This window comes from Saccharopolyspora oryzae (assembly GCF_027853915.1).
GTDB classification, from domain to species: domain Bacteria; phylum Actinomycetota; class Actinomycetes; order Mycobacteriales; family Pseudonocardiaceae; genus Saccharopolyspora; species Saccharopolyspora oryzae.
In genome coordinates, this window is sequence record NZ_JAQGLA010000023.1 from 13355 (window position 1) to 27782 (window position 14428).

Below are 14428 nucleotides of genomic sequence, written 5' to 3' on the forward strand. Positions count from 1 at the left end.
TCCCGGAATTCCGGATCATTTCGTCCGCCGGTGTTGGGCAATGGTTTTGGAAATGGCGTTCTAATGAATTTGAGGTAGTGCGTCCAGATTTTTTCGAATAGGTCGTCCGGGCGCGCCATGGCATCGTTGAACAGGGATTTTCCATTGATCTGAGCATTGTGTTGATTTCGGACTGCGCTGGCCCTTTCCGGCACTTACCCTGCGTCCTGATGCCAACGAAAACTGGGGTGTTGGATAGGAGATCTGGGGGATTGTTGTGACCTTGTTCCGGCATCGATCTCCGCCGAGCATTCCGAGCCCGCGCGACAAGAGGAGGACCAGGTGTTCGATGAGACTGGACCGTTGAGCTTCGAAGAACTGGACGAGCAGCGCCTCGAGTTCCTGCCCGCACGCACGGTCATGTCGACCTTCCCGCTGCACAGCGGCGGCGGGGACAACTTCGTGATCAACGGTGGCGACGGCGGTCAGGGCGGCGGAACCGGTGGCGGTCAGGGCGGCGGTGACGGCGGCTCCGGCGGCGACGGCAACGGCGGTGGCTCCGGCGGCCCCGGTGGCCTGGGTGGCTTCGGCTTCGGCGGCTTCGGCATCGGTGGCCCCGGAGTCGGTGGCAACGGCGGGCCCAGCATTCCCTGGTGACCTGACCTGAACGTGGTGCGGTGGGCGGAACGCGCTGCGGTGTTCGTCCCATCGCAGCGCGAAGCGGCTTCCGCTCGACCGCGCCACGCGGACCGCTCGGGCATGCCCCGCCCGAGCGGTCCGCTCCGTCGTGCACTGTGGACGGTGCTCGATCCCCGCCGAGGGTCCCGTTGTGTTGTGCGTTCATCCAACGGGGTGAACGGGCGTTGGAGCTTCGGCCGATTCCGCGCCGCGAGGTCGTGCCTCAGTCTTTGCTGATCAGTGGCACGCGGCAGGGGAGGGGCGAGCCGATGGGCGACACGCCGGCGGTCAAGCGGGTGGAGACCAACGGTGTCGAGCAGATCCCCGACGCCGAGCGCACGGCGCGACCGCTCGACCTGTTCCGGCTGAGCTTCGGCGGCGCGAACACCTTCTCCACCGCGGTGCTCGGCGCGTTCCCGATCCTGTTCGGGCTGTCGTTCTGGCAGGGCCTGGCCGCCACGGTGCTGGGGTTGGTGGCCGGCGCGCTCGTGCTGTGCCCGATGGCAGTGTTCGGGACGGCGAACGGCACCAACAACGCGGTTTCGTCGTCGGCGCACCTCGGCGTGCACGGGCGGGTCGTCGGCTCGTTCCTGTCCCTGCTCACGGCGATCACCTTCTTCGCGATCTCGGTGTGGAGCTCCGGGGACGCGCTGGTCGGCACCGCGAGCCGCGTGCTGGCCGTTCCGGAGGCGCCCGCGTCCTTCGCCGTCGCGTACGCGATCTTCGCCGTGCTGGTCCTGGTCGTGTGCATCTACGGGTTCCGGATCATGCTCTGGGTGAACAAGGTCGCCGTGGTGGCCGCGACCGCGTTGTTCGTGCTCGGCGCGGTCGCCTTCGGCGGCGGTTTCGACCCGTCCTACCCCGGAACCCTGCTGACCTCGGAGGGGCCGGTGTTCTGGGCGTCGTTCATCGGATCGGCGCTGATCGTGCTGGCCAACCCGATGTCCTTCGGCGCGTTCCTGGGGGACTGGTCGCGCTACATCCCGTCGAGCACCCCGCGCGGTCGCGTGGTGGGGGCGGCGCTGCTCGCGCAGCTGGCGACCATCGTCCCGTTCGGGTTCGGGCTGGTGACGGCCACGGTGATCGCCGTGACCGCGCCGGAGTACCTGGCCGCTGAAGCGCCGAACTACGTCGGTGGTCTGCTCGCGGTGTCCCCGGGCTGGTACTTCGGGCCGCTGTGCCTGATCGCGCTCATCGGCGGGCTGTCGACCGGCACCACCGCGCTGTACGGCACGGGACTGGACTTCTCCAGCGTGTTCCCGAGGTTCTCGCGGGTCCAGGCCACGGTGTTCGTGGGCGTGGGGTCGATCGCGCTGATCTTCGTCGGCCGCTTCGGCTTCAACCTGGTGCAGAGCATCTCCACCTTCGCGGTGCTGATCGTGACCTGCACCGGACCGTGGATGATCGTGATGATCCTCGGCTACCTGACCCGCCGGGGTTGGTACGACCCGGACGCGCTGCAGGTGTTCAACCGGCGGCAGCGGGGTGGGCGCTACTGGTTCGACCGCGGCTGGAACTGGCGGGGCATGATCGCGTGGCTGGTGTCGGCGGGCATCGCGCTGGCGTTCGTGAACATCCCCGGCCAGCTGGTCGGACCGCTCGGCGAGCTGGCCGGTGGGGTGGACATCAGCCTGCCGCTGTCCCTGGTCCTCGCGGCGATCGGCTACTTCGGCCTGCTCTGGGCCTTCCCGGAACCCCGCGGCGTGTTCGGTCCGGAGGGCCCGCGCTGGGTGCCCTGCGCGGACACCCCGGTCCCGCCGATCGTCGCCGACCCCGAACCGGCCGCGGCTACCGCCCGCTGACCGACCCGGTCCGGTCGTGGGGCCGCAGTTTCAATTGAAACTGCGGTTCGCCCGCGAGGTGGGGGTCAGGCGCCTCGGGCTTCGGCGACCTGGTGCAGGAGGCGGTCGAAGACCTGCTTGATGAGGTCCGGGTCGGGGCTCGGCAGGCCGGACAGGGCGCTCAGGTAGAGGCCGTCGCCGACCATGCGCACGATCTCGGCCAGCACCGGGTCGCCGATGTAGTCGGTCAGCAGTTCCGACCAGCGGCCGAACACCCGGGCCAGCACCTCGGTGCCCGCTTCGTTCAGGCCTTCGGCGCTGCGCAGCGCGGCGATGACCGACCAGTAGAGGGCCATCTCCTCGTCGCTGCCGGGCAGCGAGGTCTCCAGGAAGTACCGGACGACGTCGACGCCGTCCCTGGTCGCCTGCTCGAACTCGACTTCGGCTTCCTCGCTGAGCCGCAGCGTGAGGCCCTGCAGCATGGCCTGCTTGGAGCGGAAGTGGTAGAGCAGGCCGCCTTTGGACACGCCTGCTTCGGCGGCGACCGATTCGAGGGTCACCGCCGCGGTCCCCTTGCGGATCAAGATCCGCTGCAGCGCGTCGAGGATGCGGTCGCGGGTGTCGGAAGCTGCCACGGTTTGAACTATACCGGCTGGACGGTTACTATACCGTCTGGACGGATTCTGTACCGACTGGACGGTGCAGATTGACCAAGGCCGTGTAGAGATGACCAACCTGAAATCGCCTCGTACTTCCCGCGGGCAGTGGACCGCGCTCGCCGCGCTGCTGCTCCCTGTCCTGCTGATCTCCGTCGACAACACGGTGCTGAGCTTCGCCGTGCCGCACATCAGCGAGGAGCTGCGCCCGACCGGCGGTCAGCTGCTGTGGATCGTCGACATCTACTCGCTGATGCTCGCCGGGCTGCTGGTCACGATGGGCACCCTCGGCGACCGGATCGGGCGCCGCCGCCTGCTGCTGATCGGCGCGACCGGGTTCGGCCTGGCCTCGGCGCTGGCGGCGTTCGCGCCCAACGCCGAACTGCTCATCGCCGCTCGGGCGCTGCTGGGCGTGGCCGGCGCGACGCTGATGCCGTCGACGCTGTCGCTGATCCGCAACATCTTCACCGACCCGCGCGCCCGGACCACCGCGATCGCCGCCTGGACGGCGACCTTCGCCGGTGGTGCCGCGTTCGGTCCGCTGCTGGGCGGGCTGCTGCTGGAGCGCTTCTGGTGGGGATCGGTGTTCCTGATCAACCTGCCGGTGATGGTGCTGCTGCTGGTCGTCGGCCCGCTGGTGATCCCGGAATCGCGCAACCCGCAGCCGGGTCGCTACGACCTGCCCAGCGCGGGGCTCTCGCTGCTGGCCATGCTGGCGCTGGTCTTCGGCGTCAAGGAGTTCGCCGGTGGCGGGTCGCTGGCGCTGCCCGCCGCGGCGGTCGCGCTGGTCGCCGGGTACGTGTTCGTGCGCAGGCAGCGCCGGCTGGAGCACCCGATGCTGGACCTGGGCCTGTTCGCCAAGCCGCGCTTCAGCGTCGCGGTGGCCAGCAACCTGCTGGCGGTGTTCGTGATGGTCGGCGGGCTGTTCTTCATGACCCAGTACCTGCAGCTGGTCCTGGGCATGACTCCGCTGCGCGCGGGTCTGGCGCTGCTGCCGGGCATCGGGCTGTCGGTGGTCGGCTCGCTGGTGGCGGTCCGGCTGATCCGCCGGGTCCGCTTGGCCGAGCTGCTGGGCGCGGCGATGTTCGCGACGGCGATGGGCTACCTGCTGATGGTGCTGCTCCCGCCGCAGGGCGGTGCGTGGCTGGTCGTGGTGGCGTTCATGGTGGTCGGCATCGGTGCGGGCATCACCGAAACGGCGACCAACGACGCGATCATGAACACGGTGGCCCCGGAGAACGCCGGTGCGGCATCGGCGATCTCGGAAACCGGCTACGAACTGGGTGCGGCGCTGGGGACCGCGGTGCTCGGCAGCGTCGTGACGGCGGCCTACCGGGGGCGCGTCGACGTGACCGGCATGCCGGAATCCATTGTGGACGCCGCTCGCGACACCCTGGGCGGCGCGCTGTCGGTGGCGGGTGATCTGCCGGTGGAGCAGGCGGCGGCCCTCCGCGACTCGGCAGCGCACGCCTTCACCTACGGCGTGCACGTGACGAGCGTGGTCGGCGCGGTGGTGCTCGCCTTCGCGGCCTTCCAGGCCTGGTGGGTCCTCTCCCGCCGATGACCTGAGCGGGGTGGTGGTTTCGCGTGAAATCGCCACCCCTGCCGGGAATTTCCGAACCTGTTCCGGCTGCCGTCCGCGAGCCGCGGGAGATCGGGTTGCGCCGCAGGTCAGGCGGGTTCGGAGCCGGGGATTGACAGGTGATCTGCGACACCGCATTCTTGGTATACCGTATTCCATTAGTCGCAGCTCGCCGGATCGGTCGGCACACCGTCCGCCCCGCCTCCGAGCCCACTGGTGGCGCCAGACCAACAGCCAGCGCACCGCCTGCCTGCTGGTCCCCCTGATGGAGTGTGACATGCCCGAACCCGCTCACCCGCACCTCGCCGCGCTCGATCCCGAGGGGCGCCTGTACAACGAAGATCTCGCTCCAGCGACCGAGCGCCGGTGGAACTCGTACAACTACTTCGCCGTGTGGATGTCGGCGATCCACAACATCGGCACCTACACGTTCGTCGCCGGGATGTTCGCCCTGGGCCTCACCGCGTGGCAGGTCCTGATCTCCATCACCATCGGCATCGCGGTGCTCTACTCCGGACTCCTCCTGGCCGGGCGGATGGGGGTCGAGACCGGGATCCCGTTCCCGGTGATGGCCAGGATCAGCTTCGGCGTCTGGGGTGCCAACCTGCCGGCCCTGATCCGCGCCGTCATCGCGATCGCGTGGTACGGCATCCAGACCTACTTGGCGTCGCTGGCCGTGGTCGTGCTGCTGCTCCGGATCGATCCGGGCTTGAGCGCCTGGCAGGACCGGTCCTTCCTGGGGCTGTCCCTGCTCGGGTGGGCGTGCTTCCTGCTGCTCTGGGTCCTGCAGCTGTTCGTCGTGACCAGGGGCATGGAGGCCGTGCGGCGCTTCCAGGACTGGGCCGGCCCCTTGATCTGGGTCGTCATGCTCGGGATGGCGGTGTGGTTGTTCGCCCAGGCCGGCTGGAACCTGCCGATGAACCTGTCGGTGCAGCCGGTCGAGGGCAACACCACCCTGGTCGTGCTCGGCGGAGCGTTCCTGCTCGTCGCCACGTACGCGACGATGACGCTGAACTACTGCGACTTCACGCGGTTCGGCAAGAGCCGGGGTTCGGTTCGGTGGGGCACCTTCTGGGGAATTCCGGTCAACTTCATCGCCTTCTCCGCGGTGAGCATCGCCACCACGGTGGGTGCGGTGACCGTCTTCGGCACCACGATCACCGACCCCGCGCTGATCATCGCCAGGGTGCCCAACACCGCCGTCCTCGTGATCGGCGCTGTCATGTTCATCATCGCGACGATCGGCGTGAACGTCGTCCTCAACTTCGTCTCGCCGGCGTACGACCTCGCGAACATCTGGCCCAAGCACATCACCTTCAAGCGCGGTGGCCTGATCAGCGCGGTGCTCGCGCTGCTCGTGATGCCGTGGAAGCTCTACTCCAGCCCGATCGTGGTGAACTACTTCCTCGGCGGGCTCGGCGCCCTGCTGGGGCCGCTGTTCGGCATCATGGCGGTGGACTACTTCCTGATCCGCCGCGGACGGGTGCTGATCGACTCCTTGTACAAGGTCGACGAGTCCGGCGAGTACCACTACGTGCGCGGCGTCAACCGCACGGCCATCGCGGTGCTCGTGCCGACTGCGGTCATCGCGGCCGTGATCGCGCTGGTCCCGGCTTTCTCGGCCGTCGCGGCCTTTTCGTGGCCCATCGGTGTGGTCCTCTCGGGGCTCGCGTACTTCGCCGCGATGCGTCGATCGCCTGCCGCCGAGGGCTCCGGGGATTCGCACGACGTGTCTTCGGTCCAGGCGGTGGACGGTTCCACCGCTGAACCCGACCGCCGGCATTGACACTCCATTGTGGATGCAGTGCGCGCTCGCGATGGTCTTCCGCCGCTTCCTTGAAAAACCGGTTGCTCGTGAGGTGAGGCCGTGGTTGTCTCATTAGTGCACCAGTCGTCGCACTAGTGAGGTCGCCGATGCTCCTTCGAAGCGTTCGTCCCGCCCTGCGGTCCCCGATGGCCGCGTCGCCCTCGAATGCTTCGGAGTTCGTGCATGCCAACGCAGATCACCGCGCTCGCGGTCAGCAAGTCCTTCCACGGCAGGCCCGTCCTCGACGCGGTGACCTGCTCGCTCGCCGCGGGTGAGCGCACCGGGATCATCGGCGAGAACGGGTCCGGGAAGTCCACCCTGCTGCGCCTGTTCGCCGGACGCGAGCGGCCCGATGGGGGAGAGGTCCTCGTCCGCGCCGAGGGCGGTGTCGGGTACCTCGCGCAGGACGAGCGGCTGCCGCCGCAGCTGACCGTCCAGCACGTCATCGACCGGTCCTTGGGCGAATTGCGCGCCATCGAGCAGCGGATGCGCGGGCTGGAAGCCGCGATTGCCGCGGGCGACGAAGCCGGGTTGGCCGAGTACGGCGAGCTGACGACCACCTTCGAACTCCGGGGCGGCTACGACGCCGACGCCAGGGTGGAGCGGGCGCTGCACGGTCTGGGTCTCGGGCTGGTGGATCGCGACCGCGCCGTCGGCGGCTTGTCCGGTGGCGAACAGGTCCGGTTGCGCCTGGCCGCCGTGCTGGCAGCCGGGCCCGAGGTGTTGCTGCTGGACGAGCCGACCAACCACCTGGACGACGACGCCCTGGACTGGTTGGAACAGCACCTGCGAGCCCGGCGCGGCACCACGGTGGCGGTGTCGCACGACCGGGTCTTCCTCGAGCGGGTCGCGACCAGCCTGCTCGAGGTCGACGCGGACCGGCATCGCGTTGTCCGGTACGGCAACGGTTACGCGGGATTCCGCGCGGAGAAGGCGGCTGCGCGGGAGCGGTGGGTCCAGGACCGTGCGCAGTGGGAGGCCGAAACCGACCGGCTCCGGGAGGTCGCGGCCACCAGCGCGCGCAACGTCGCTCCGGGGCGGGCCATGCAGGACAACAACAAGATGGCCTACGACCGGGCGGGCGGAAGGGTGCAGCGGTCGCTGGCCAGCCGCGTCCGCAACGCCGAGGAACGGCTTCGCCGCCTGCTCGCGGATCCGGTGCCGGTGCCACCGGAACGGCTGAGCTTCACCGCCGCACCGCAGGCCGGCGACGTGCGCGGAGCTGTTCTCGACGCCACCGACATCGCCGTCGCGGGCCGCCTCGCGCGGACCAGCGTCGCGCTGGCCGCGGGGGAGCGGCTGCTGATCACCGGCCCGAACGGCGCGGGCAAGACCACCTTGCTGCGCGTGCTGGCCGGGGACCTCGCTCCGGACCGCGGCACCGTCACCCGCAGCGGCAGGATCGGTTACCTCGCCCAGGAACCGGACCCCGCCGTGCCCGGCGAGACGCTGCTGGCAGCTTTCGCCAGTGGACTCCCCGGAGAACCCGCCGAGCACGCCGAACGGCTGCTGTCCCTGGGGCTTTTCGCCAGTGCGCAGCTCACGACGCGCGTGGAGAACCTGTCCAGCGGTCAGCGGCAGCGGCTCGCGCTGGCTCGGCTGGTCAGCGAGCCGGCGGACGTGCTGCTGCTCGACGAGCCCACCAACCACCTGTCGCCCGACCTCGTCGAGGAGCTGGAAACCGCCTTGGCCGACTACCGGGGAGCGCTCGTGATCGTCAGCCACGATCGTCAGCTGCGGCGCCGTTGGCGAGGCGCTCGACGTGCTATGCAGTAATTATTATTAACAAGAATGATTGCTCGCTGTATATAGTTCACCTCTCGTCTAGCATGTGTGCATGGGCAAGAAGCAGGAGCCGCACCGGCTGCCGAGCGGAGTCGGATTCTTGTTGGCGCAGCTGGGAACGCATGCGGCCGCCACCTTCGCCTCGAGCATCGAGGACTTGGAGCTCACGCCGCCGCAAGCCGGGCTGCTCTGGATGCTCGCCAGGAAGCCGGGGCGCAGCCAACGCGAACTCGCCGACGACCTGGGCATGCCGCCGAGCCGGTTCGTGCCGTTCGCCGACAAGCTGGAGGAGCGCGGGCTGATCGAACGCCGCCGCAACCCGGACGATCGCCGCCTGCACGCGCTCCACCTGACCGAGCAGGGCTCGGAAGTGCTGGGGAAGTTGGGCGCCGCCGCTCGCCGCAGCGAGGACGTGCTGTGCCGGGCGCTCGCGGATGACGAACGCGAACAGCTCGCCGCGCTGCTCGGCCGGATCGCCAGCGACCAGGGCCTCTCGCCCGGCGTCCACCCGGGGTACAAGTCCGTCCGAACCTGACGATCCGCCGTTGAACGACGGGCCGCGCACTCCTGAACGTGCCGGTCTCGAATGATGACGCCTTGACAATCGTTCCGTTTTGTAATCATTCTAGGCTGTACATGGAAGCTGGAGGAGATGCCATGACAGCCAACCCGGACGCACAGCGCACCGAGCACTCCGCGCGTCGCCCTCAGAGCGGCCCACCACTGCTGGCACCGGTGCTGGCCTTCGCCGTGCTGACCATCGCCTACGTCGTGGTCAACAGGTCCACGCCGCACCCCGACGCGTCGGGAGCGGAAGTCCTCGACTACGTCCAGGGACGCAGCGGCACCATCCAGCTCGGTGCGTTCCTGCTCTTCGCTTCCGGGGTGCCGCTGGCGCTGACCGCTGCTGTGCTCTACCGGCGGCTGCGGGCGCTGGGCATCACCGCGCCCGGTTCGGCGATCACCCTCGTAGGCGGGGTGCTGGCCGCCAACGCCCTGGTGCTCAGCGCGATGTTCAGCTGGAGCAGCAGCCGACTGGCGGCGGACACCGGCCCGGCGCTGGCCCGGGCCTTGGCCGATCTCTCGTTCCTCGCCGGTGGTCCGGCCTACTCCGTGATGTTCGCGCTGCTCATGGCGGGGGTTTCGGTGCCGGGTCTGCTGGCCGGGCTGCTGCCGCGCGCCGTGAGCTGGGCCGGACTCGTGCTCGCCGCAGCCGGGGCGCTCTCCTCGCTCGCCCTGGTCGTCGACGGCTTCGCCTACCTGCTGCCGGTCGTCCGCTTCGGCGGACTCATCTGGCTGGTCGTCGCCGCCGCGACGTTGCCGCTCACCCGCCGGTCGCGCCACCAGTGACCCAGCGGCGACCAGCAGGAGGGAGAGGGCATGTCGGGCAACGATCGAGGGCGTAGCACCACGTCGACGGCGGCGAGGATGGCGCGCTCGCTCGCCGACGCGGTCCTGCGCCGAACCTGGATCGAGCGCGCTTGCTACCTGCTCGCCGCGGTCTTGATCTGCAGCGGCCTGTTCCACCTCGGCGTCCTGCTCGTGACCGGCGGTTCCTGGAGCGGACCGGTGTCGTGGCGCAAGCCGGCCACCTTCGGACTGTCCTTCGGGCTGACGCTGGCCACGGTGACCTGGGTGCTTTCGTTCGCGTCGGGTCGCTCCCGCGACCGGGCGGTGCTGCTGGCTGTGTTCGCAGGTGCCTGCGCTGCGGAGGTCGGCATGATCACAGTGCAGGCGTGGCGGGGCATGCCGTCGCACTTCGGGGTCACCGGAGCTGGCGCGGGGTTGCTCTCCGCGGGAGCCGCCGGTGGCGGGGTGGCCCTCGTCGCCACGCTCGCCACGGCGACCGTCCTGGTGTGGCGCCCGGATCCCGGCATCCCGCCCAGCATGCGGTTGGCGCTGCGGGTCGGTTTCGCCTCCCTGATGGTCGCGCTCGCGCTCGGGGTGTACATGCTCGCCCGCGGCATGGTCCTCTCCCGCGTCGGCGGTGACGTCGACGGCGCTTTCGCCTTCACCGCGGGTATCAAGCCCGGGCACGCCGCCACCATGCACGGCGTGCTCGTCCTGCCGTTCCTGGCCTGGATGCTGTCGTTCGCCGAGTGCCCCGAACGATCCCGCCTCGCCCTCGTCCGGCTGGCCAGCTCCGGGTACGTGCTCTTCGCCGGCATCGTGGTCGTGGAGGTGCTCGCCGGGGTCCGACCGCTGCCCGTGAGCGCAGCTCCGGTCGTGGCAACGGTTTTCGCGCTGGCGGGTACGGCGCTGCTGATCATCGCGTTCGGTCTCGCGCTACGAGCACTCCACCGGCCGAACTGCGCCGAATAGGTTTCACAGGACGTGGGCGAGGGCTTTCTCGAGGGTGGTGGGGCCGGTGATCTCCTTGCCCGCTCCGGGTTCGACGCCGAGCTTGCCCGCGTTGAAGCTGTCGTACATGTCGGTGAGCAGGCGGGCTGCGTCGGCGCTGCAACCCGAGATGCCGGTCATCTGGTCGTGCCATTCGCCGCGCGGTACCTCGACCGCCTGGACGGGTCTGTCCAGAAGGGACGAAAGCGCTCCGGCGACGTCGACGGGGGAGTACTGGTGCGGGGCGGCGACGAACCGGGTCCGCGGGGAATCCGCCGGGTCGGCGAGGGCGTCCGCGATCGCCTCGCCGACGTCGACCGCCGAGACCATGCGGTGTTTTTGCTCGAGCGGGACGAGGAAGCTGGGGAGGACGCCGTGCTCGCGAGCGGGTTCGACCCCGTAGCGGAAGTTCTCCATGAACAGCGGGCAGCGCACGACCGTGGTCGGCAACCCGGTTCCGCGCAGCGCCGTCTCGAACGCCCGCGTGGTGAGGATCAGCCCGGTGCCCTCCGGGATCTCGGAGCCTTCCGCGGACAACGCGACGACGTGCGGTGGCCCGGCGATCTCCAAGGCGCGGACGATCTTGCCGATCTGCTGGTCGTAGGTGGCCAGGACGTCCGGGGAGTCGTAGTACGTCGGCAGCATGACGAACGCGCTGTCCACCCCGGTCCAGGCGGCGACCAGCGTGTCGACGTCGTCGATGTCCGCGACCGCCAGCTCGCAGCCCAGCTCCTCGAGCCCGCGACCTCGGCCGGCATCGCGGACCAGCGCGCGCACCGGCAGACCCCGCCTGCGCAGCGCTGCTGCCACCTGTCCGCCGACCAGGCCGGTCGCTCCGAGCAGTGCGTGCATTCCATCGTCCTCTCGCGGTCGGCCGACCGGCCGACGTGGTATCACCGGCGCCGCTCGAGGGCTGATCCGGGCTGGTGCAAGGAAATTCTGCGCGCCGGCGCGGGTGAGCGCCGACGCGCAGCGGTCAGGCGTCCAGTGCTGCGAGGACGTCGGTGTAGGTCGGTGCGGTCGACGCCGCCTGCTCTCCTGCCTCCGAGAGCTCCATGATGGCCTGGATCCGCTCGTACACCTCGGTGGTGTCGACGGTCCTGGTCAGCATGCTCACGTAGCGGCGGGCGGCCAGCCCCAGCTCGGGGTCGTGCTCCTCCGCGTCGATCATCAGGAACGGGTTCGGCGGCGCGTCGGCGAGCAGGTCCTGCCACGACTCGCCCTTGACCGCCGCGCGCCACAGCGAGGTGCGCGCCACGTCCTGGACGACCACGTCGTCGAACCAGGGGCGGACGAATTCCACCTGTTCCCGGGTGGTTCGCGCGTTGAGTCGGGTCAGGTCGCCGTCGGCGGTGCTGAAGGTTTCGGCGAGCCGCACGGCGTGCGCGAGGGCCAGCGCCAGGCCGCGGCCGAACGTCGGGTCCGTCAGGCACACGCGGTCGCCGAGCGGGAAGTAGCCCCTCGGTGCGTCGGGTTTGAGGGTGCGCAGCACGTTGCGCAGCCCGGGCATCGGAACCACGTCGCTGATCGGCGTGGCGTTGCCGGCGGCGAACCACGGCGCGAACTTGTCGAACAGCGCCACCACGCGGTCGAAGGCGTCCGGATCGCGCAGCTTCTTCAGCGCCTCGTCCTCCGGCAACCGGCCGATGTCGATGGAGAAGACCCCGCAGTCGTGGGCGAACAGCGCCGCACCGTAGCCGAGACCGTCGACGACGGTGACCGAACCGTGCTGCAGCGGCGGCCGCTGCACACCGTCGCGCAGAGCGTAGAAGCGGCTGTTGTAGACCTTGCCGCACTCGGCTTCCGACACCGTTTCCAGGTACTGCTGGCCGACCTTGGACCGCGCACCCGTGGCGTCGATGACGACGTCGAAGTCCACCACGCCCGCGGCGGTGCGCACCCCGGTGAGCACCCCGTCCACCGGCTCGGCGAGCTGCGCGGAAACGCCGGAGTGGAGCCGGATCCGGCTTTCCCCGGCCACTGCGCGGTGCAGCGCCCACTCCAGCGTGTTGCGCCGTGCCGCCATCATCACCAGGTCCTCGTCACCCGGCTCGACGGGGCCGCGGATGCCGCTGAACGGCAGCTCGTCCACGCCGTGGTCGTGCATGTCCCGAAGCACGTCGGGCAGGTTCTCCCGCAGCAGGCGGCGGAACAGGCCCAGGTAGACGTGCGGGTGGTGGGACTGCGGTGCGCCGGGGCGCGGCCAGCTCTGCACGTCGGCCAGGTCGGCAGGCGGGGGAGCGTCGCGTTCGAAGACCTCCACCTCGAACCCGCGGCGGGCCAGCAGGATCGCGCTGCTCAACCCGCCGACGCCGCCACCGACGACCGCGATACGTGCTGCCATGATGCTCCTCGTGTGATGTCCGACCGCCCGGATCTCGTGGTGCGCCCGGGGTTTTCGGGAAGGATGCGGGGTTTTCCGCGGGAAGGTCAGGCGTCGACGGGGTTGTCCGCCGGCTCCCACTCGACGCGCAGGTGGCGCGGGCCGTGGAAGGACGCGTTGTGCAGGTAGCCGAAGTCCTGGCCGTCGACCAGCCGCATGTGCGGCAGCCGGCGGGTGAGCTCTTCGAGGATGATCCGCATCTCCAGCCGGGCCAGCGGGGCGCCGATGCACGCGTGCGCGCCCATGCCGAAGGCGAGGTGGCGCTTGGCGTTCGGCCGGTGGATGTCGAGCTCCTGCGGGTTGTCGAAGACCGTCTCGTCGTGGTTGCCGGAGCCGATCACCAGCAGCACGCGGCTGCCTGCCGGGATGGTGACGCCCTCGACCTCGACGTCCACCAGCGCCTTGCGCCGCCAGCACTGCACCGATGCGCGGAAGCGCAGGCACTCCTCGACCGCGTTCGGGATCAGCGCCGGGTCCGCGCACAGCTCTTCCCACGAATCCCGTTGGGACAGCAGGAATCGCAGCGCGTTCGCGGTGGCGTTGGTGGTGGTTTCGTGGGCGGCGACCAGGCCGCTCATCATCATGTTCTGCAGGTGGTTGTCGTCGACCAGCTCCGGGTCGTCGCGGTGCACGTCGATGGCGGTGGGCACCCAGCCCTGGCCGCCCTCGCGCTTGAGCCGGTCCACCAGCTGCCCGGACAGCCGCCACCACTGACCGACCTGGTCGGCGATCTCGACCTGGTGCTCCTCGGTGGGCTTTCCCCAGGTGAACATGCCCATCTTGATGGTGTAGTGCCGGGCCCGGTCGATGTCCTCGTCCGGCACGCCGCACACCAGCAGGCCGACGATCGCCGGGACCTCCCACAGCAGGTCGTCGATGAGGTCGGCGGTGCCGCGGGCGACGAACGCGTCGACGTAGCTGCTGACCAGGTCCCGGATGCGGCCCTCCAGCTTGGCCACCTCTTCGGCGGCCAGCGGCGGCGCGAGGCGCTTGCGGCGCCGCATGTGCACCGGTTCGTCCTCGTTGACCAGCACCGGACCGGGTGCGAAGTCGTACTCCGCGAGCCGAGCGCGCGCCTTCTCCCCGAGCGGGGTGATCGGCTCCAGCGCGTTCGAGGCGGAGAACCTCTTGGTGTCGCGGAAGAACTCCTTGACGTCGCGGTAGCGGGTCACCACCCAGTGGTCGAGCTCCGGGCTGTAGAAGACCGGCTCCTCGGCGCGCGCCGCAGCCAGCAGCGCCGCCGGATCTTCCTGGTAGGCGTCGCCGAACGGGTCGAATTCCGCCGCGATCCGCGACGCGGGGCAGCCGGCGCCGGAACGGCTTGGATCCACGTATAGCTCCCTTGTCCCCACGCGATCGATCCGGACAGCTCGAATGCGTCCGGAGAAGTCCGCGCGCTCAGGTCACGACCAGATCACGCGGTCCATTCACACTGCC

The 14428-nt window shown here is 69.7% G+C and carries 12 protein-coding genes; 8 read left to right on the forward strand and 4 right to left on the reverse strand.

Annotated features, from left to right (window positions below):
• Positions 1-321 precede the first annotated feature (321 nt).
• Both OU415_RS16545 and OU415_RS16550 read left to right on the forward strand, forming a co-directional pair.
• Positions 322-636, forward strand: coding sequence for a hypothetical protein (locus OU415_RS16545; protein ID WP_270949694.1), 315 nt, complete (start codon positions 322-324; stop codon positions 634-636).
• Between the two features lie 290 nt (positions 637-926).
• Positions 927-2459, forward strand: a complete 1533-nt coding sequence (locus tag OU415_RS16550) for a purine-cytosine permease family protein (protein ID WP_270949695.1) — start codon at positions 927-929, stop codon at positions 2457-2459.
• A 65-nt stretch (positions 2460-2524) separates the two neighbouring features.
• Here OU415_RS16550 and OU415_RS16555 read toward each other — a convergent pair whose 3' ends face one another.
• A complete protein-coding gene (locus OU415_RS16555; RefSeq protein ID WP_270949696.1) occupies positions 2525-3073 on the reverse strand; it encodes a TetR/AcrR family transcriptional regulator in 549 nt (182 codons plus the stop codon).
• A 91-nt stretch (positions 3074-3164) separates the two neighbouring features.
• Here OU415_RS16555 and OU415_RS16560 point away from each other — a divergent pair, with 91 nt between their 5' ends.
• The 6 genes from OU415_RS16560 to OU415_RS16585 all read left to right on the forward strand — a co-directional run bounded on the left by OU415_RS16560 (position 3165) and on the right by OU415_RS16585 (position 10590).
• The gene (locus OU415_RS16560; protein WP_270949697.1) at positions 3165-4658 is read left to right on the forward strand and encodes an MFS transporter; all 1494 of its coding nucleotides are present in this window, start codon (positions 3165-3167) and stop codon (positions 4656-4658) included.
• A 295-nt stretch (positions 4659-4953) separates the two neighbouring features.
• A complete protein-coding gene (locus OU415_RS16565) occupies positions 4954-6462 on the forward strand; it encodes an NCS1 family nucleobase:cation symporter-1 (protein ID WP_270949699.1) in 1509 nt (502 codons plus the stop codon).
• Between the two features lie 204 nt (positions 6463-6666).
• Entirely contained in the window at positions 6667-8259 is a 1593-nt protein-coding gene (gene abc-f, locus OU415_RS16570; RefSeq protein ID WP_270949701.1) for a ribosomal protection-like ABC-F family protein, read from the forward strand.
• A gap of 61 nt (positions 8260-8320) precedes the next feature.
• Complete coding sequence (locus OU415_RS16575) at positions 8321-8803, forward strand: MarR family winged helix-turn-helix transcriptional regulator (protein WP_270949702.1); 483 nt, start codon at positions 8321-8323, stop codon at positions 8801-8803.
• Between the two features lie 122 nt (positions 8804-8925).
• The gene (locus OU415_RS16580) at positions 8926-9618 is read left to right on the forward strand and encodes a DUF4386 domain-containing protein (protein ID WP_270949704.1); all 693 of its coding nucleotides are present in this window, start codon (positions 8926-8928) and stop codon (positions 9616-9618) included.
• Positions 9619-9648: 30 nt separating this feature from the next.
• Complete coding sequence (locus OU415_RS16585; RefSeq protein WP_270949706.1) at positions 9649-10590, forward strand: hypothetical protein; 942 nt, start codon at positions 9649-9651, stop codon at positions 10588-10590.
• A 3-nt stretch (positions 10591-10593) separates the two neighbouring features.
• Here OU415_RS16585 and OU415_RS16590 read toward each other — a convergent pair whose 3' ends face one another.
• From OU415_RS16590 to OU415_RS16600, 3 genes are all read right to left on the reverse strand, one after another.
• Complete coding sequence (locus OU415_RS16590) at positions 10594-11460, reverse strand: NmrA family NAD(P)-binding protein (RefSeq protein WP_270949707.1); 867 nt, start codon at positions 11458-11460, stop codon at positions 10594-10596.
• Between the two features lie 124 nt (positions 11461-11584).
• Complete coding sequence (locus OU415_RS16595; protein ID WP_270949708.1) at positions 11585-12952, reverse strand: NAD(P)-binding protein; 1368 nt, start codon at positions 12950-12952, stop codon at positions 11585-11587.
• Positions 12953-13038: 86 nt separating this feature from the next.
• Complete coding sequence (locus tag OU415_RS16600; RefSeq protein ID WP_270949709.1) at positions 13039-14322, reverse strand: cytochrome P450; 1284 nt, start codon at positions 14320-14322, stop codon at positions 13039-13041.
• Positions 14323-14428: the final 106 nt, after the last annotated feature.

Bases quoted from the DNA above. Each gene is read 5' to 3' on its own strand.
- OU415_RS16575 (WP_270949702.1), top strand. From the start codon at position 8,321: ATGGGCAAGAAGCAGGAGCCGCACCGGCTGCCGAGCGGAGTCGGATTC.
- OU415_RS16560 (WP_270949697.1), top strand. From the start codon at position 3,165: ATGACCAACCTGAAATCGCCTCGTACTTCCCGCGGGCAGTGGACCGCG.
- OU415_RS16595 (WP_270949708.1), bottom strand. From the start codon at position 12,952: ATGGCAGCACGTATCGCGGTCGTCGGTGGCGGCGTCGGCGGGTTGAGC.
- OU415_RS16585 (WP_270949706.1), top strand. From the start codon at position 9,649: ATGTCGGGCAACGATCGAGGGCGTAGCACCACGTCGACGGCGGCGAGG.
- OU415_RS16550 (WP_270949695.1), top strand. From the start codon at position 927: ATGGGCGACACGCCGGCGGTCAAGCGGGTGGAGACCAACGGTGTCGAG.
- abc-f (WP_270949701.1), top strand. From the start codon at position 6,667: ATGCCAACGCAGATCACCGCGCTCGCGGTCAGCAAGTCCTTCCACGGC.
- OU415_RS16580 (WP_270949704.1), top strand. From the start codon at position 8,926: ATGACAGCCAACCCGGACGCACAGCGCACCGAGCACTCCGCGCGTCGC.
- OU415_RS16590 (WP_270949707.1), bottom strand. From the start codon at position 11,460: ATGCACGCACTGCTCGGAGCGACCGGCCTGGTCGGCGGACAGGTGGCA.
- OU415_RS16565 (WP_270949699.1), top strand. From the start codon at position 4,954: ATGCCCGAACCCGCTCACCCGCACCTCGCCGCGCTCGATCCCGAGGGG.